This is a genomic window from Gemella parahaemolysans (assembly GCF_053758945.1).
The window spans coordinates 1-19,469 of the sequence record NZ_JBSMTP010000018.1 but is presented as its reverse complement, the minus strand read 5'-3'; the positions used below and the strand labels follow the sequence as shown (position 1 = coordinate 19,469).

General features: G+C 32.2%; 11 protein-coding genes, 7 tRNA genes and 1 rRNA gene. 18 read left to right on the top strand and 1 reads right to left on the bottom strand.

Annotated features, from left to right (window positions below):
- The first annotated feature begins 12 nt into the window (after positions 1 to 12).
- From rrf to ACWOBP_RS07790, 8 genes are all read left to right on the top strand, one after another.
- Positions 13 to 127 (top strand): 5S ribosomal RNA (gene rrf, locus ACWOBP_RS07825).
- A gap of 36 nt (positions 128 to 163) precedes the next feature.
- Positions 164 to 240: transfer RNA gene (locus ACWOBP_RS07820), tRNA-Asn, on the top strand.
- A 7-nt stretch (positions 241 to 247) separates the two neighbouring features.
- A tRNA-Glu gene (locus ACWOBP_RS07815) sits at positions 248 to 322 on the top strand.
- A 7-nt stretch (positions 323 to 329) separates the two neighbouring features.
- Positions 330 to 405, top strand: a tRNA-Val gene (locus tag ACWOBP_RS07810).
- Positions 406 to 417: 12 nt separating this feature from the next.
- A tRNA-Tyr gene (locus ACWOBP_RS07805) sits at positions 418 to 501 on the top strand.
- A 13-nt stretch (positions 502 to 514) separates the two neighbouring features.
- Positions 515 to 590, top strand: a tRNA-Gln gene (locus ACWOBP_RS07800).
- Position 591: 1 nt separating this feature from the next.
- Positions 592 to 664: transfer RNA gene (locus ACWOBP_RS07795), tRNA-Lys, on the top strand.
- A 42-nt stretch (positions 665 to 706) separates the two neighbouring features.
- A tRNA-Glu gene (locus ACWOBP_RS07790) sits at positions 707 to 778 on the top strand.
- A 93-nt stretch (positions 779 to 871) separates the two neighbouring features.
- Here the strand turns inward: ACWOBP_RS07790 and ACWOBP_RS07785 are convergent.
- On the bottom strand, positions 872 to 2,164 hold the full coding sequence (locus ACWOBP_RS07785; RefSeq protein WP_455338213.1) for a cytidine deaminase: 1,293 nt from the start codon (positions 2,162 to 2,164) through the stop codon (positions 872 to 874).
- Between the two features lie 192 nt (positions 2,165 to 2,356).
- Between ACWOBP_RS07785 and gshAB the strand changes: the two genes are divergently transcribed.
- From gshAB to ACWOBP_RS07735, 10 genes are all read left to right on the top strand, one after another.
- The gene (gshAB, locus tag ACWOBP_RS07780) at positions 2,357 to 4,618 is read left to right on the top strand and encodes a bifunctional glutamate--cysteine ligase GshA/glutathione synthetase GshB (protein WP_455338212.1); all 2,262 of its coding nucleotides are present in this window, start codon (positions 2,357 to 2,359) and stop codon (positions 4,616 to 4,618) included.
- A 391-nt stretch (positions 4,619 to 5,009) separates the two neighbouring features.
- Positions 5,010 to 5,993: a mannose/fructose/sorbose PTS transporter subunit IIA gene (locus ACWOBP_RS07775; protein ID WP_455338211.1), complete on the top strand. Its 984-nt coding sequence runs from the start codon at positions 5,010 to 5,012 to the stop codon at positions 5,991 to 5,993.
- A 24-nt stretch (positions 5,994 to 6,017) separates the two neighbouring features.
- Positions 6,018 to 6,827: a PTS mannose/fructose/sorbose transporter subunit IIC gene (locus tag ACWOBP_RS07770; protein ID WP_455338210.1), complete on the top strand. Its 810-nt coding sequence runs from the start codon at positions 6,018 to 6,020 to the stop codon at positions 6,825 to 6,827.
- Positions 6,828 to 6,843: 16 nt separating this feature from the next.
- Positions 6,844 to 7,767 (top strand): PTS system mannose/fructose/sorbose family transporter subunit IID, encoded by a 924-nt coding sequence (locus ACWOBP_RS07765; protein ID WP_455338209.1) that lies wholly within the window; start codon positions 6,844 to 6,846, stop codon positions 7,765 to 7,767.
- Between the two features lie 81 nt (positions 7,768 to 7,848).
- Positions 7,849 to 8,217 (top strand): DUF956 family protein, encoded by a 369-nt coding sequence (locus tag ACWOBP_RS07760; RefSeq protein WP_455338208.1) that lies wholly within the window; start codon positions 7,849 to 7,851, stop codon positions 8,215 to 8,217.
- A gap of 175 nt (positions 8,218 to 8,392) precedes the next feature.
- Positions 8,393 to 9,676, top strand: coding sequence for an MFS transporter (locus ACWOBP_RS07755; protein ID WP_455338207.1), 1,284 nt, complete (start codon positions 8,393 to 8,395; stop codon positions 9,674 to 9,676).
- A gap of 221 nt (positions 9,677 to 9,897) precedes the next feature.
- Positions 9,898 to 10,371: an FMN-binding protein gene (locus ACWOBP_RS07750; RefSeq protein WP_455338206.1), complete on the top strand. Its 474-nt coding sequence runs from the start codon at positions 9,898 to 9,900 to the stop codon at positions 10,369 to 10,371.
- A gap of 1 nt (position 10,372) precedes the next feature.
- Positions 10,373 to 11,161, top strand: coding sequence for an FAD:protein FMN transferase (locus tag ACWOBP_RS07745; RefSeq protein WP_455338205.1), 789 nt, complete (start codon positions 10,373 to 10,375; stop codon positions 11,159 to 11,161).
- On the top strand, positions 11,145 to 12,428 hold the full coding sequence (locus ACWOBP_RS07740) for an iron reductase (RefSeq protein WP_455338204.1): 1,284 nt from the start codon (positions 11,145 to 11,147) through the stop codon (positions 12,426 to 12,428). The genes ACWOBP_RS07745 and ACWOBP_RS07740 overlap by 17 nt, the downstream gene beginning before the upstream one ends.
- Positions 12,429 to 13,503: 1,075 nt before the next feature.
- Positions 13,504 to 19,469: sialoglycan-binding domain-containing protein (locus tag ACWOBP_RS07735; protein WP_455338203.1), on the top strand; the 5,966-nt coding region annotated here is incomplete at its 3' end.

The following is a 19,469-nucleotide window of genomic DNA, read 5'->3' as shown; positions in this document are numbered from 1 at the left end:
ATGAAGTTTTCGTCTGGTGGCGATAGCGAAGAGGACACACCTGTACCCATACCGAACACAGAAGTTAAGCTCTTTAGCGTCGAATGTAGTTGGGCTTACGCCCTGTGAGACTAGAACGTTGCCAGGCTTTTGTTGTCTAGTGCTAAAGCATTAGACTTATTATTCCACAGTAGCTCAGTTGGTAGTAGCATCTGACTGTTAATCAGAGGGTCGCAGGTTCGAGTCCTGCCTGTGGAGCCATTTTTTTGGCCCGTTGGTCAAGTGGTTAAGACACCGCCCTTTCACGGCGGTAACACGGGTTCGAATCCCGTACGGGTCACCATTTGAACGGAGGTTTAGCTCAGCTGGGAGAGCACTTGCCTTACAAGCAAGGGGTCAGCGGTTCGATCCCGTTAACCTCCACCATTTTTAAAAGCCGGGAAGATAGCGAAGAGGCTAAACGCGGCGGACTGTAAATCCGCTCCTTCGGGTTCAGTGGTTCGAATCCACTTCTTCCCACCATTCTTAATATTATTGGGATATAGCCAAGCGGTAAGGCAACGGACTTTGACTCCGTCATTCCCCTGGTTCGAATCCAGGTATCCCAGCCATGAGCCATTAGCTCAGTTGGTAGAGCATTTGACTTTTAATCAAAGGGTCGAAGGTTCGAGTCCTTCATGGCTCATTAATTGAATAAAAGGCTAATTATTTAGCCTTTTATATTTTTGGCCCGTTGGTCAAGTGGTTAAGACACCGCCCTTTCACGGCGGTAACACGGGTTCGAATCCCGTACGGGTCATCTTAACCTAGTCGTAACGTTTGTTACGACTTTTTTATTTAAATAGTAGAATAGTATGGTCATTAGAGTATAAATTCTAATGACCATTTAACTTTATTTTTTTAGTTCTTTTGCTGTAAAACTTAGAGGTAAAACTTCTTCAAAGAAGTTATATACAGCGTATGTATTCTCTGAAGTGCCTAAGATTAATTCAAAATCCTCATCTGCAAATTCAGAAATTACTTGTCGACAAACCCCACAAGGTGGACAATAATTTTCTAAATTACCATTAGGGCCGCCTACTACTGCTATTTTTTTGAATTTTGTAACTCCCTCACTTACAGCTTTAAATATTGCTGTTCTTTCTGCACAGTTTGTAGGAGAATAACTGGCATTTTCAATATTGCAACCAGTATAGATTTTTCCATTTTCAGCTAGTATTGCAGCACCTACTTTAAAATTAGAGTAAGGAACATAAGCATATTTTGTTGCATCGATTGCTGCTTTTACTAATACTTCATTGATATCTTCTTTAATCTCATTGTTTTGTTCTATTAATTTAAATATTGTATCCGCAACACCACCTTCAGAGTTTGTTTTTTCTGTTACGTATTTTGCTTGTTCTTTTAATATTGTATTACCATTTTTCATAGCGACGCTGTATCCGACAATATCAAGCATTGCTTGATCATTTAGATTATCTCCAATTGCTACAATGTTTTCTAAGTTAATTCCATAGATTTTAGCTATTTCTTTTAAGGCTTCACCTTTAGTAGCATTCTTATGCATTATTTCTATATTATTCGCACCAGAAGATGTGACACTTATATTGGTATTTTCTGATAATAGTTTGGTAGCATTTTCTAATTTTGATATATCATTAGATATTGCTATTATTTTGATTGGTGGATTTTCTTCTTCGTTAAGGTATAATTCTATATTATCAACCTCAGTAATATATCCCAAATCTAGTTTTTGTTGTGCTTCTGCACGTAAATGCTCAACATCTGGTTCATATCCATTAGACCTAATTAGATCTATATATGCGTTTATATCAGTTTCTATACTTCTAGTATATATAGTATTTTTTGTATAAAGTTGATAACTTATATCAAAACTTTTTAATATTTCAATTGTATAATATAAATCTTTAGGTACCATTGGAGTAATACTGATGATATTTCCATTTTTATCATAGACGATACCACCATTAAAACTAATCACATCACAATTAATATTGTCTTCATTTAATGCTGGTAAAGCTTCATAATAGGCTCTCCCTGTTGCTACTACAAATTCTATTCCTTGATTTTTAGCAAAATTAATAAGTTTTACATTTTCTTTAGGAATTTTATGGTTATGATTTAATAAAGTTCCATCCATATCACTAGCTATTAATTTAATCATAAAAAATTTAGAAATACGATAGTAAATCGTATTTATCCCCTTTCTTAAGTGTAATTTGATTATATCATATATATATAAATATTGTAAGTGAGTATTGAAAATTGCTTTAAAGTTGAGTTTAATTTCTATTATTAATTGAGTATTTATGATAAGATAGAAGATAACTATACTGTTTGTAGAGAGTGATGTAATATGATAATTAAAGATATAATAAAAAATAATAATTTAGAAGAATTATTTGCTAATGTTAAAATTGGTATAGAAAAAGAAGGACAACGTGTTTTAGAAAATGGGGAAGTAACTAAAACTGATCATCCAAAAATATTTGGAATAAGACATGAACATCCGTACATTCAGACTGATTTTGCTGAATCACAGGTTGAGTTGATAACAACACCAGAAAATAATGAAAAAGATGTTTTAAGGATTTTAAATGCAATCCATGAAGTAACTTTAAAAAATCTACCAAAAGATGAATATATTTGGCCATTAAGTGTACCTGCTATACTACCTAATGAAGAAGACATAAGAGTTGCACAATTTGAAAAACAATTCGATGTAGAGTATAGAGAATATTTAGTAAAAAAATATGGAAAGTATAAACAAATGGTATCAGGTATACATTATAATTTCCAACTAGATGATATGTTGATGGAGAAAATTGCTGAAATTACTGGTGAGGATATCGTAACAGTAAAAAACGATGTTTATCTAAAACTTGCTAGACAGTTTTTAAGATATCAATGGCTATTAATTTATCTTTTAGGTGCTTCTCCTTTAGCAGAGGATAAATATTTTACAGATGGTATAAAACCAACTGATTTTGTAAGGAGTTTAAGAACTAGTAGATATGGTTATGTAAATGATGCTGATATTAAAGTATCATATAGTTCGTTAGAAAGATATATTAAAGATATAACAGGCTATGTAGAAAATAAACAATTAATAGCTGAAAAAGAATTTTACTCTAGTGTTCGTTTTAGAGGTGCGGATACTATCAAAAAATTCCCAGATCAAGGAATTAAGTATATTGAATTTAGATTATTTGATTTAAACCCATTTGCACCATTTGGTATTTTAGAAAAAGATATTAGATTTGTACATTTATTCATAAAAACTCTAGTTTGGTTAGAAGAAGAGGATAAAAATACTTCTGAATCTTTAGGATATGAATACAGTGAGAATGTAGCTCTTTCACATCCAATGGAAAGAGTTAAGTACGAAGAAGAGGGATTATGGCTATTAAATCAAATGAAAGACATGGTGGAAAAAGTAGGTCTACTAGAAAGCGATATAGATTTAATAGATGAAAAGATTGAAGAATTAAAAGATCCTGAACTTACTATAGGAGCTAGACTTTTAAAAGAATATCAAAAAGAAAATGATATGTCTAAAGTTGGAATGAAGCTAGCAAGAATGTATAAAGAAGATGCTTTAAGAGAGTATTATTCATTAAGTGCATATTCTAATATGGAACTATCTACCCAAGCTGTGATTGAAGATGCAATAAAAAATGGTATTAAAGTTACTGTTATAGATGAAAATGATCAGTTTATTCGATTAGAAAGCAATGAAAGAGTCGAATATGTAAAAAATGGAAATATGACAAGTAAAGATAGTTATATTTCTCCGTTAATTATGGAAAATAAGGTTGTTACAAAAAAAGTATTAGTTGAAAAAGGTCTTAGAGTTCCAAGAGGATATGAAGTTTCTAGTTTAGAAGAAGCTGTTCAGAAATTTAATTATATAAAAAATAAACCGATAGTTATAAAACCGAAAAGCACAAATTTTGGCCTAGGTATAACAATCTTTAAAAATGGAACAAGTTCAGTAGAAAACTATTCTAAAGCTATAGAGTTTGCTCTTAAAGAAGACAAAGACATACTAATTGAAGAATTTATTGAAGGTACTGAGTATAGATTTTTTGTTATTGAAGGAAAAACAGAGGCTGTATTATTAAGGGTACCTGCAAATGTTGTGGGTGACGGTAAGCATACAATAAGAGAATTGGTTGAACAAAAAAATTCAGATTCATTAAGAGGAGATGCTAAGAAAACACCGCTGAAAAAAATCGAACTTGGAGAAATTGAAAAACTTCAATTATCTGAACAAGGATTAAATTTTGATTCTATATTAGCTGTGAATGAAGTAGCATATCTTAGAGAAAATTCAAATATCAGTACAGGTGGAGATTCTGTGGATATGACAGATGAGGTTCATGAAAGCTATAAAGAGCTAGCTGTCAAAATAGCGAATGCTATGATGGCAAAAGTTTGTGGTGTAGATTTGATTATTTCTAATATAAAAGAACCTGTAACTACTAATAATTATGGAGTTATAGAAGCTAATTTTAATCCTATGATGATGATGCATATTTATCCACATTCAGGAAAATCAAGAAGATTATCATTAAATGTATTAAAAATGCTGTTTCCGGAAAAGAATATAAAGTAAATTATTTAGATGATAATATAATAGCGCAACGTGTCAATAGACTGTTGCGTTATTATTTTTTATTGTACTATCTAATAAAAAAACAATTGTAATATTATGAAAGTATGAAAAAAATATTTTCATAATATATTTTTAAAAATAAAAATCAACATAATGAATAAGAAAAATATAATAAAATTTCCCTTACATAAGTTAATTAAACTATTATATATATTTATCATAAAAAAATATATATAATATATTAAAAATAAAGAAATAGAAATCGATTGCAACAATTGTAAAGTGAGAACCTAAAACATTTACAAAAAAAATAATAAATGATATAATCTATTTGTATGCAAAGGTATACACGTCATAATATATTAAGTAATAAATAAAAGGAGGTACTAAGATGGTAGGAATTATCATCGCGAGTCACGGTGAATTTGCTGCAGGAATTAAACAATCGGGTTCTATGATTTTTGGTGAACAAGAAAAAGTAGAAGCAGTTGTATTTATGCCAAGTGAAGGACCAGAAGATTTGCAAAGAAAACTTCAAGAAGCTATTGCTAAAGTAGATTCTGAAGAAATTCTTTTCCTTGTCGATCTTTGGGGTGGAAGTCCATTTAACCAAGCTAACAAGTTATTTGAAGAAGCACCAGAGAAAAGAGCAATCGTAGCAGGATTGAACTTACCAATGCTTATTGAAGCATATGCTAGTAGATTCACTATGACAACAGCTCACGAGATTGCAAAAGCAATCACACCAACAGCTATTGATGGAGTAAAAGTTCGCCCTGAAGAACTACAACCAAAAGCAGAAGTAGCTGAAAGTACACAAGCTGCACCTCAAGGAGAAATTCCAGAAGGTACAGTACTAGGAAACGGGAAAATAGACTTTGTATTAGCCCGTATCGATACTCGTCTACTACATGGACAAGTTGCTACTAACTGGACAAAAGCAACTCATCCAAACAGAATTATTGTAGTTTCAGATTCAGTATCAAAAGATGAATTACGTAAAAAACTTATTGAGCAAGCAGCTCCTCCAGGAGTACGCGCACACGTAATTCCATTAGATAAACTTGTTCAAGTTTATAACGATCCAAGATTTGGTGATACAAAAGCGTTATTATTATTTGAAACACCACAAGATGCACTTGCGGTAATCGAAAAAGGAGTAGAGATTCCAGAATTAAACATCGGATCTATGGCTCACTCAGTTGGTAAAGTTCAAATTAACAATGTATTATCATTAGATCAAGAAGATGTAGAAGTATACAAAAAACTTCGTGATTTAGGAGTTAAATTTGATGTTCGTAAAGTATCTAACGATTCTCCATCAGATTTATTCAAACTTATTGAAGCTAAATCAAGTGAAGGTTTAAAATTATAATTTAATAGAAATTAGGAGGACACTATGGAATTTAGTATTCTAGCAGTTATATTAGTCCTTATTGTTGCATTATTAGCTGGTATGGAAAGTATCTTAGACCAATTCCAATTCCATCAACCAATTATTGCTTGTTCATTAATCGGTTTAGCAACAGGACATTTATCAGAAGGTATTATTTTAGGTGGAGCTCTTCAATTATTAGCACTTGGATGGGCTAATATTGGGGCAGCGGTTGCTCCAGATGCAGCTTTAGCATCAGTAGCATCTGCTATTATTTTCATTAAAGCTGGTGACTTCTCAGCTGAAGGACGTATTATCGCTATCGCAACGGCTGTTACATTAGCTACAGTAGGACTTGTACTTACAATGGTTGTTCGTACATTATCAGTAGTTATTGTTCACCAAGCTGACCGCGCGGCAGAACACGGTAACTTCCGTGGAGTTGAATTTTGGCACTACGTAGCTCTTGCAGCTCAAGGATTACGTGTTGCTATTCCAGCAGGGTTATTAATGTTTATTCCATCATCAGTAGTTCAAAAAGCTCTTGAAGCTTTACCAAAATGGTTCACTGAAGGTATGGCAATCGGTGGAGGAATGGTAGTTGCAGTTGGTTTTGCGATGGTTATTAACCTAATGGCAACTAAAGAAGTATGGCCATTCTTCTTCTTAGGATTCGCAATAGCACCAATTAGCGAATTAACACTTATCGCAACTGGTATCATCGGATTATGTTTAGCAGTTATTTACCTAAACCTTTCTAAAAACAAAGGTGGCGGTGGTGGTGGAAATGCCTCATCTGGGGATCCACTAGGCGATATCTTAAACGATTATTAATAAGGAGGAACTACAAATGTCAGAGAAAAAAATTACATTAAGTAAAAAAGATCGTCGTAGCGTTATGTTACGTTCTCAGTTCCTTCAAGGTTCATGGAACTATGAACGTATGCAAAATGGTGGTTGGGCATTCGCTTTAATCCCAGCGCTTAAAAAATTATATCCAAACAAAGAAGATGCTACTCAAGCATTAAAACGTCACTTAGAATTCTTTAACACTCACCCATATATTGCAGCACCTATCCTAGGGGTTACACTAGCTTTAGAAGAAGATAAAGCAAATGGAGCTGATATCGATGATGCAGCAATCCAAGGGGTTAAAGTTGGTATGATGGGACCATTAGCAGGTATTGGGGATCCAGTATTCTGGTTTACAGTTCGTCCTATCCTTGGAGCTATCGCAGCTTCATTAGCAACTGGTGGTTCAATTATTGCGCCATTATTCTTCTTTGTCGCATGGAATTTAATCCGTATTGGATTCTTATGGTATACACAAGAATTTGGTTATAAAAAAGGTTCAGAAATTACAAGTGACCTTTCAGGTGGTATTTTACAAACAATTACAAAAGGAGCATCAATCCTTGGTATGTTCGTAATGGGTATCTTAGTTCAACGTTGGACTAACATTAGCTTCCCATTAGTTGTTTCTAAAGTACAGTTAGATGAAAAAGCATTTATTCACTTCCCTGAAAAAGGAACACACATTACTGGTGAAGTATTACAAGATATTGTTACAAAAGCAACAAGTGGAAAATTCTCACTAACACCAGAAAAAGTTACAACATTACAAGATAACTTAAATCAACTTATCCCTGGATTTGCAGCGTTATTATTAACATTCGCATGTATGTGGTTATTAAAACGTAAAGTAAGCCCAGTAGTAATAATCTTCGGATTATTTGCATTAGGTGTTATTGCTCACGTAGCAGGTGTAATGTAATAAAGTTAAGGAAGTTGGGGTTAAATATCTCAACTTCCTTTTTAAAATAAATTATGAAGAATATTTATGGAGGTGAAAGCTATGGTAATGTCTATGAATACAAAAGTAGTTTATACAACAAAGGCTAATTGTCTTACTGGTTCAATTGGAAATAAACATGGTGATGTTATGGTAGGAGATAAGGCATTTGAATTTTATAATCATAGAAATCCTGAAGATTATATTCAAATACCATGGACAGAAATCGATAGAGTTAGAGCTCAAATGTTTTTTAGAGATAAATATATTAGAGGATTTTTCATAGATACAAAAAGAGCAGGGAGTTTTAATTTTATTGTGAAAAATTCTGGAAAATGTTTAAAAGAAATGAGAGAATTTATTGGAAATGATAAAATAGTTAGAAATAAACCTATCCTATCATTAAGAAATTTATTTAGAAAAAAAGATTAATACTTTGATATTAGTCTTTTTTTATTTTAGAAAATATAAAATGAAAACGGAATGCAAATTGTAAATTTTTCTTGCATTTTCTAAATATTTATATTAAACTATTAATGTATAGAAAAACAGTATTATAACAACTGATTGTTGTATTACTTTTATAAAATAAGAAAGAGGTATATTAATGGAATTATCATTGAATTCGCCTACTCGAAGGCAAGGTATAATTATGTTTGCACTGCTAATTACTGCGTATGTAGTGTTTGCTACAAACTGGGTAGCAGGATCAAATTTATCGAAACAAATTACAGATCATTATTTTAATGGTGAGAAAGTATCACCTATAATATCTGAGGTTGTCAACTATACAATTACGATTGCTAGAATTATAGCTAATTTATTAGCAGCATTTATTTTGATTAAATTACACCCTAGAAAAGCAGCAATGTTAGCATTATTTTGCTTATGTTTTTCATTCTTTGCAATTTTTACTCATAATTATTGGTTGTATACATTCTCTAGAATGATAATGGCATTTGGTGGATCAATGATTATTGTTTTTATAAATTCTTTTGTAGCAAAATTTATTCCTAATGATAAGAAAATAATGACAAGTGCTATAATAACAGCTGCATACAATGTAGGAGCGGCTTTAGTTGCTATTTTATTCTTATTATTCAAGGAACATTTTGTTGATGATTGGCGATATACGATGATAGGATTTAGTATTTTTAGTATAATCCTATTCATAGGATGGTTAATGTTTTCTCATGATTTCGAACCAACAATTACATGGAAACACCCGAATTATTTTGTATATAAATTATTGATAGAATCAAAAGAAATTGTTCATGAAGAAGAAGTTAAGAAATATACGTATGCTGATGGTTTTAAAGATAAATTTATCTATGTATTTTCACTTGGATTTGGTGGATTTTTATTCTTATATGTTATGCCATTGGTGTCATTACCAAGAGTAGTTGCAGAACATGCTGGTAATACTCAATTTAAACCAGAATTTATGATATTAACTGTAACACTTGGTGGAATAGTTGGAACTTTATTTAGCTTAATAGTTACTAGAAAATTAAACTTTAGAAGAAAACCATTTTTAATTACTCATGGAGTATTGATGATTGGGTTCATGGCATTAGGACTATTTTTTGTATCAACTAATGTTGTGTTATCATATGTAATGTTTAGTTTATCAGGATTTTTCATGTATTCACAGTACCCAGTATATTTAAATCTTCCTTATGAGTTGCCAAATATGAACTCACAAAGATTAACAATAATGTTTGGAATATTTTGGGCTTTTGGATATGCAATTTATACATTATTCAACTTTACTTGGAGTTTAGTTCTAAATCACATGGGATATAATTCATCAATAATATTCTATTTATTAGGAAGTTTAATTTATATCATTTTTGTATTTACATTCCCTGAAACAAGACCGAAAAAATAACAAAAAATCTTTAGAGGTAATAGATATCTCTAAAGATTTTTTTATAATCTATGATAGAAAAAATTTTTTGAAAAGGCAAGATATTTTCAGGATAAAATTAATGTACCAATATTAGTTTAATTTTAATAAAAATTTATATAATATATTTAATGCAAATTAGTGGGATGTACATGAAAATTGTGATATATTATCATTAAAAATAATATAGTAGGAGTAAAATAATGAGTAAAATAAAGAAGACAGCATTAATAGGAGTTGTAGGAGCATCTGCTTTGACTACGGGGTACTATACTTTTCTGAAGCCAAGTATACAAACTACACCATCAAATCAAAAAACACAGAATACTAACCAAGAGGGACATAAAGAATCAAAAAATACACCTAATAATACAACTTCCTCAACCAAAGAAGATGTAGCATATAAAGACGGTACTTATACAGGAGCAGTCACAAAAACAAACGTAGGAAATTTCCAAGTTAGTGTAGCTGTTCAAGGTGGAAAAATAGCCAATATTAATGTACTTCTTCAGCCAGATGAAGAATTTTCACAAAATATTAATAAGACAGCTCTTCCTAAATATGTTGAGGAAGCGATAGAAGCTCAAAGTTCAGATATCGCATTGATTTCTGGAGCATCTGAAACATTCGAAGGATTTAAAGGTTCTTTACAAGATGCATTAAATAAGGCGAAATAGTATGGTTAAATATAAAACGCAAGTCCTAAATAGAATGAACATGCCTTTTACAATTGTCTTTGTAAGGGATAATTTCGATGAAATTTTGATAGAAGTGTTGAATCAGGTTGCAAATGAGATTGATAAATATTTGAAAAATGTGGAAGAAAAATTCTCACCATTTCTTCCAAATAGTTTAGTTAGTAGACATACTGATGTAGGTGAAGTTTTACAAGAAGATTTTTTTGATTTAGAATATCAAGAAGTTTACGGCCGCTCGCTAATCGCTAAAAAAGAGACTCAAGGTCTATTTGATCCATTTTTTGATGGAGAATATAATCCAACAGGATTTGTGAAGGGATGGGCAATAGAAAATTCCTTTATGAAATATATAAAACCCCTTATTGATAATAATATCATTGAAGCAGGAGCAATTAATGGAGCTGGTGATATGCAGGTTGGCACTAGACTTGATAGTAATTTTTCTTGGGAAATTGGGATAGAAAATCCTGAAGATAAAGAAAAAATAATTGCTAGATACAGTTTAAAAAATGGAGCGGTGGCAACTTCGGGACTTAGTAAAAAAGGCAACCATATCAAAAGTGATAATGATATTAATCATGTTCAAGTCACAGTAGTTGGAACATATCTATCAGATGTCGATGTATTAGCAACTGTAGGTGTAGTTGCTAATGAGAAAATTTGGAGTGAAATAGTAGAAAATAAATTGTTAACAGGTATTTTGTTAACAAAAGAGGGAATAAAAAGAGTTTTTGAGGAAGGAAAAATAACGGATGTTGAGAGAACATAGATTTATATTTAATATGATTTGGTTAATAGTATTGTTAACAATACCGTTACCGTTAATAGTAACATTAGGAAATGGTTTGCCAGAGGTTTTTGGGAGTAGAGTACTAGCAATTAATTTAGGAGTATTTGCCTATTCATGGATGCTATCAGCAATTTTCCTATCTTCACAGCCAAAATGGTTAGATAGAATAATTGGATTACCGGATATGTATATAATTCATGGAGTAACGGCAATTTTTGCTGTAATCTTTATGTATTTACATGATCAATTGTTGAAATCATCGGGCCTTATAAAATTAACAGGAGAATGGTCAATGAATATATTTATAGGAATCATTGCATACTCACTTATTTTTATGGCTGGTTGGTTAACTTCAAGAATAAGTATCTTAATGAAGATCAAAAAAATATTAGAAAAAATCTTTAAACATGAGTTATCTATGTGGATACATAGACTTAATTTAGTAGCTGCATTATTAGCTTTTCTTCATGTTCTTCTGATTCCATATATAAGAAGTATAGTTCCATTTACTATTTTAGTTATCTTATATACTGTAATTGCATTCGGAGCTTATGGACACTATGCATATAATAAGTATTTAAATATACAAGTAGGCCTTTTGAAAAACGTCAGAAAAGTAGATTCAAATATTACGGAGTTAACAATTACTACCAGTAAATCTATTTTAAGAAAAATAGAAGCGGGTGATTTTGCATTTATTTCCTTCCCTAATGTAAAGGGGATGAAGGAGCCACATCCATTTTCTATATTGAATACCCCAGAACGAGATGGCTATGTTCAGATGTCAATTGAAGGTGTAGGGGATTTCACAAAAAATCTTTCCAATTTAGAAATAGGAGAAAAAGTTAATTTAACTAGAGGATATGGTGTATTGAGTTCAATGATTGAGAAGTCAGGTAAGAATGAAAAGTTTGTTCTTATTGGTGGAGGAATTGGCGTTGTTCCTTTACTAGGATTAGCCGATAAATTTGATAATAAAGATATAACATTCCTATATACTGTGAAAAAAGGTAAAAGGTTATTATATCAAGAAAAATTCGAGTTGTGGAACGAGAGAAGTAATTTTAAATCATATTCTCAAAATGGAAGATTTACTGCAGAACAACTAGACAAATACCTGCCGGTTGGTGAAGAGTATAATTATATAATTGCTGGACCAATGGTCATGAATATAGCATATGAAAAAACACTGAAGGAAAAAGGTATAAAGAAAAATAGAATATTCTATGAAGGTTTTAACTTTTAGAAGATATAAAAAAGGTTGTAATATGGATATTAGTATTACAATCTTTTTTTAGGATAAGCTGTAAAATAAGGTTTAATAATTAAATAAAAAAAGGCTGATGATATAAGATTTACCGAAAGTTTTTTAAAAAGGAGCTGCTGTATACTGAGTATCGCAACCAAAAAGAAGCAATACATGTAAGGTAATACTATTTATTATAAGTTTTATTGATAGTTACGTAGTAGAATACCCGCAGAGTTTACTTTATTTATTTTTTTAAAAAAACTTAGAAGCATACGTAGTTGTGATATTTAATTTTTGGATTATTTAAATTATCATTTAGAATTTTTCTTTTGGCTAGTATGATTACAGGTTTTATAGATAAATTAGAAATAACGCTATTGTCTTATATAGGAGAAAAATAAAAAGTACTATATCAAAGAAATATTCTAAATTATATAGTGAAGAGGAATATTTTTTAATAGACATAGAAGATTGTCAACTTGGATGGGATATAATTATATGATTATAAAATAAAAAATTATTGTTTCATTATGTTTTATACTAAATAAGAAATTATAAAGAAAAATTATATATTTTAGAAAATAATTATTTATCTTCATAATTTAAATATTATTTTTCCAAAGTGTAAATTATAGAAAAAAATTTTATATATAAATATATATTTATGATATAATTAAATAAAAAAGATACTACTGCAAGATAGAGAGGTTTAGATATAAAGTTAAAATTTATAAGAATTAAGGTGATAAAAAAGCGATATTTACTCATATATTGGTAGATTTTTAAAGCATTATTAATTATTAAGAACAGTTGTTAGCCTTATGATAAGCTATAAAGTAAAATTAAGATTTTATTTTTTTTAGAAATTATACTTTATTTTAAAAAGAAATATATTAAAAAATATATTGTATTTGATGCGAAATTTAAGTATTTTTTAAGTAAGATATGGTATAATGTTGATATAAGTGTTTTGACTTACAAAATTAATAAAAATTATAATGTAAAAACATAAGATTTATCTAAATATTTAGAGATTCTTATAAGTTTTTAAAAAATTATGGAGGAAATTATTATGATAGGAAAAAATAATAAGAGACTAAAAGAACTTAAAAATGGAGTTCGAGTCGAAACTTATTCAATCAAAAAATTCAAATTTGGTGCTGCATCTATAGTAATAGGAGCCAGTATCTTCTTTGGTACTGGGGTAGCTAGTGCGAATGAAATCGCTGCATCTAGTGATAACTCAGAAGTTAATGGTACTAATGCTAAATCAGGAAACGATGATAAGCTACCTGAGAAAATAAATACAGTAAGTGCTAAAAAAGAAAGCGGTGCTTCAGTAAATAAACCAAGTAATGTAAAAGAAGAAAACACTAAAGTAGAAGTAGAGAAAAAAGTAGTAGATAAAAGTCTTCTAGAGACTAGTATAACTAAATTAGAAGAATTACTTGCTACGGTAAATAAAGATAAGGCACCAGCATCAACTTTATCAGCAGTAAATGTTGATCTTATCAACGCTAAGAGTATATTAGAAAACGCTGATGTAAGTCAAGAAGAAGTTGACGCATTAGTTAAAAAGTTAAAACAACAAACTCAAATTGTCTCTTCTATGCCAAAAGTTACTAGTAAGAAAAAAGAAGTGAAAGAAGGAGTGAATACAATCGCTAATTCAGGATCTCATGATTTACGTAATGGTCAAAGTATGGGAGAAGGAGCACAGTTTAGAGCGACTACTGTTGAATATGGTCGTGTAGAAAATGCCTTAATTAATGTTAAAGAATATATATCAGAAGCTAAAGGGCAAGGAACAACGACTATTGGGAATCGTGATCGTACGATTTCAAAAACGTTTATGACGGCAAAATATAGTGAAGAAAATGGTAAGAAATTTATTACTTACGATGTTTATTTCCAAAATGATGGTAAAGCTTTGGATGGAGTAACTAATAATACGTTTTGGTTCTATCCTCCACGTGACATTTTGTATGGAAGTGGTGAGTATCCGGTAGGAACTATCTATGAAGCATACTATGAACGATATAGAAATGATGCTGGTACTGGGACACTTTCTCACAATCCTAATAATTTCACTAAAGTAGGAAATACATATAATATTCCTTTGAAAAAATATGTATATCAAGATTCAGGTGCTAGACAATCATGGAATGATCGAAATCTTCTTTATCAGTTAGATGGAGGTCCAGCTAGGAATAATCAACGACAAGAAATGTTGAAAAATTTAGAAGGTAATTCTGAGCTGAATAGTATTATTAAATCAAATGGTAGCTATCCTGGAGCGTCTTATTCTCATATATTAACTATAAGTAGTCATCAAAATTATGCTTATAAATATCATGTGAAAATGCGTCTAAGAGATAATGTGACTACCACAGAAGCGCAAAAAGCGGGGACTATGGCTGTAACTACTAAGGCCGGATCTGCTACAAATGCAACTGCGGCATACGTCTATGCTGGTCTTGGAACAAGACTAGTGAGTCAACCTGATGCGCCATTAGATCCAATTCAAGGTTTAACAGTTACGAAAACAGTAGGAGATCCTTTGGGAGATCCAGATGATCCTGTAAATTCAGGTTATGTTAAACATAAAAATGGCAAATCATTCCCTGGTGGTATGACTTGGAGTTGGGTAGGTGGTGTCAAACCAACAAGCACAGCACAAGCCGGGGTATTTAAGTATACTTCTATTGCCACTTATAAAGACGGTACTAAATCAACTGATGCCAATTCTGGTTCAGATGGAAGAGTTACAGTAATCGTTAAACCAAAACAACCGATTATCACAACAAGTGTTGCTAATAAAAAAGGATTAACAAATCAACAAATTACTGTGAATGTTGGAAGTGGAGTGAAAGACGGTTCAACAGTTAAGATTTACGATGGAAATACAGTTATCGGAACTGGAGTTACAAAAGGACAGACTGCCACAGTTACAGTTAAAGGAGCATTACCAGGAAATCCTATTACAGCTGAAACAGTTGTTAATAATGGTGGGACAGTAACTTCTGTTCGAAGCAATCCTGTTACGCCAACAGACGCACCGGATAAACAACCACCTACATTAGAAATTTCACCAGCTAATCAAACAGTAGTAGAAGGTGATAAAGTAACATTCACAGTAACAGCAAGAGATAATAAAGTTGTTACTATAGACGGTAAAGATTTTACTACAAAATATGGTAGTAGACTTATTTCTGGTAAAGCAACTAATACTAATGTTAAAACAACAGATTCAGAAAAAGTAATTAAAATTACTATTACTACAAGTAAAGAGGATATCGGTAAAACGAATACTATTACTTTTAATGCTACTGATAATGCAGGTAATAAGGCAAAACCAGTAAACTTTACTTTTACAGTAACACCACGTGATACACAAAAACCAGAAGCAACGTTAAATGGTGTTCGTTTGACAGAAAATGCAAATACACCAATATTTACTGTTTATCGAGGGGCTACATTTAATCCAGAACTAAAAGTATGGGATAACTCTGGTGTAATTTCTAAAGTAACAACAGGAAATCTTCCATATGGAATAACAGCATCTACATTTACAGCTCAAACAGGTAAAACTGAAAAAACACCATACACAACACGTTTATCTTCAGGTACAGTATTGAATACTCAAACGCTAGGAGACCACATAGGAACACTACATGTCGAAGGAAGTAGTCCTTCAGATAGTCGCGATTTAAAATTCAAATATCGCGTAGTTGATATCGAATCAAAAAATCTAGAAAATGGTGTAGCAAAAGTACCAGTAGGTTCGACATTGAATGTAGCAAACAGTGGTAAAAATATTGATGCACATAACTATCTAAAAGTAGTAGACAGTAAAGATTTGGCAGATCGTGGAAACAATTATTTACCAAGTGGTATGACGTGGACATGGAAACAAGGTGATAAATTAGAACCAGGAACAACATTAGATAATGCAGGGAAATATACTCGAAACGCAACAGCAATATTCCCAAGTAGTGTTTCAGATGTTAATAGCACAACTAGAAAAACATTTGCTCCAGTAGAAATTAAGCGTCCGGTAGTTTTAGCAGTAACACCAACAGCGCCAAGTGTAGTAGCTAATGAAAATGGAACTGTTACAATAACGCCACCAACACGTCCTAATAGCACAACACCACAAGATATAGATACTATTACTCTTACGTATACACCAACAGGTAAAACAACACCAGAAACTGTAACAGTTGCAAAATCAGGGAATAATTGGACAGTAAACGGTAAGCCATCGGATAAAGTATCGGTAACACCTGCAGGAGTTGTAACAATTTCTGATCCTGAGGTAGCTGATGGTAAAGAGGTAACAGCAAAAGTATCTAAGAGAATTGATAGTAATTTAACTCTTGAAAGTCCAGTAGCAAAAGAAATAGCAAAAGGTGCAAAACCACAAACGCCAATAGCAATTGCAAAAGACAATGGTGAAGTAACAGCGAAACCACAAGATCCAGCAAAAGCAGATAAGATTACTGTTAGCTATATAGGAGAAGATAACCAACCAAAAACAGCTGTAGGAAAGAAAGATCCAAAAGGGAACTGGACAGTAGACAAACCAGAAGTGAAAATTAATCCTAAAACAGGAGAAATTACAATTCCAGAAAATAAAGTAAAAGATGGAACGGAAGTAACGGTAGTTACAAAAAATGGAAATAGTACTGATTCAGATCCAGCAAAAGCAGTGGCAAAAGATGCTCAAAAACCAGAAGCAACGTTAAATGGAGTTCGTTTAACAGAAAATGCCAATACACCAATATTTACAGTTTATCGAGGAGCTACATTTAACCCAGAACTAAAAGTATGGGATAACTCTGGTATAATTTCTAAAGTAGAAGTTAAAGAGGGACTTCCAAAAGGAGTAACTTCGTCTACATTCACAGCTCAAACAGGAAAAACTGAAAAAACTCCATATGCAACGCGTTTATCTTCAGGTACTGTATTGAATACAGAAACTTTAGGAGAACACGAAGCAACTCTACATGTTGAAGGAAGTAGTGCTACAGATAGTCGTGATTTAAAATTCAAGTATCGTGTAGTTGACATAGAAACAAGAAATCTAGAAAACGGTATAGCAAAAGTACCAGTTGCTTCAACATTGAATGTAGCAAACAGTGGTAAAAACATTGATGCTCATAGATATCTTAAAGTAGTAGATAGTGAAGACAAAGCAGATCGCGGAAACAACTATTTACCAAGTGGTATGACTTGGACATGGAAACAAGGAGATAAATTAGAGACAGGAACAACACTAGATAATTCAGGGAAATATACTCGAAATGCAACAGCAATATTCCCAGATACTAGTAAAAATTCTATTACAGATGTTAATAGTACGACTAGAACTACATTTGCTCCAGTAGAAATCAAGCGTCAAGTAGTGTTAGCAGTAACACCAACAGCGCCTAGTATAGTAGGTAATGAGGATGGAAGTGTAACAATAACACCACCAACACGCCCTAATAGCACAACACCACAAGATATAGATACTATTACACTTACTTACACACCAACAGGTAAGACAACTCCAGAAACTGTAACAGTTACAAAATCAGGAAATAATTGGACAGTAAATGGTAAGTCAGCTGATAAAGTATCAGTAACACCAGCAGGAGTTATAACAATTTCTGATGCTGAAGTTGCAGATAAAACAGATATAACTGCAAAAGTATCTAAGAAAATTGATAATAATTTAACACTTGAGAGTCCTGTAGCTAGAGGAACAGCAAATGGACCTTTAGCAGCTGAAGTTACAAAACCAGCACCAGTTACAGAAAAAGCAAAAATTACACCAGTTACAGTTGTGACACCAAACAAACCAGGTTCAACAATCACTACAGAAACACCAGTCAATGGTTTAACAGTAGATGGCGATGGTAACTTAACAGGAACACCAACTGTTACAGACTGGGGTAAAGATGAAGAAGAACGTGAAGTTAAAATCCCAGTTAAAGTGAAGAATGGTGATGAAATAATTACTGTGGAAGTACCAGTTACAATTCAACGCGATACAGATGGAGATGGTATTCCAGATAAAGAAGATTCAGACGATGACAACGATGGAATTCCAGATACAGAAGATAAAAATCCAAAAGTAGCAGATGGATTAACAGGAAAAGTAGAAGGAAAAACTGTAACAGAAAAAACACCAGTACCAGCAAATACTAAGGTAATAACACCAAACAAACCAGGAACAACGATTACAGTAGATAATCCAGTAAATGGTTTAACAGTAGATGGTGATGGTAACTTAACAGGAACACCAAAAGTAGACAATTGGGAACCAAATGAAGAAGAACGTACAGTAGAGATTCCAGTTAAACTGAAACGTGGAACAGAAGAAGTTGTAGTTAAAGTTCCAGTTAAAATTCAACGTGATACAGATGGAGATGGTATTCCAGATGTGACTGATCCAGACGATGACAACGATGGAATTCCAGATACAGAAGATAAAAATCCAAAAGTAGCAGATGGATTAACAGGAAAAGTAGAAGGAAAGACTGTAACAGAAAAAACACCAGTACCAGCAAATACTAAGGTAATAACACCAAACAAACCAGGAACAACGATTACAGTAGATAATCCAGTAAATGGTTTAACAGTAGATGGCGATGGTAACTTAACAGGAACACCAACAGTAACAGATTGGGGACCAAAAGAAGAAGAACGTACAGTAGAGATTCCAGTTAAACTGAAACGTGGAACAGAAGAAGTTGTAGTTAAAGTTCCAGTTAAAATTCAACGCGATACAGACGGAGACGGAATCCCAGATGTTACTGATCCAGATGATGACAACGATGGAATTCCAGATAAGGATGAAGAGAAAAACGGAACAGATCCTAAGACACCAACAACTCAAACACCTACAATCGAAATTACTCGACAACCAAATGGAGATGCGATTGTAACACCTAAGAAACCAGATGGAACAACATATCCACCAGGAACTAAGGTAGAAATTCCAGGAGAAGATGGAACAACAATCACAGTAACAATTGGAGACAATGGTTC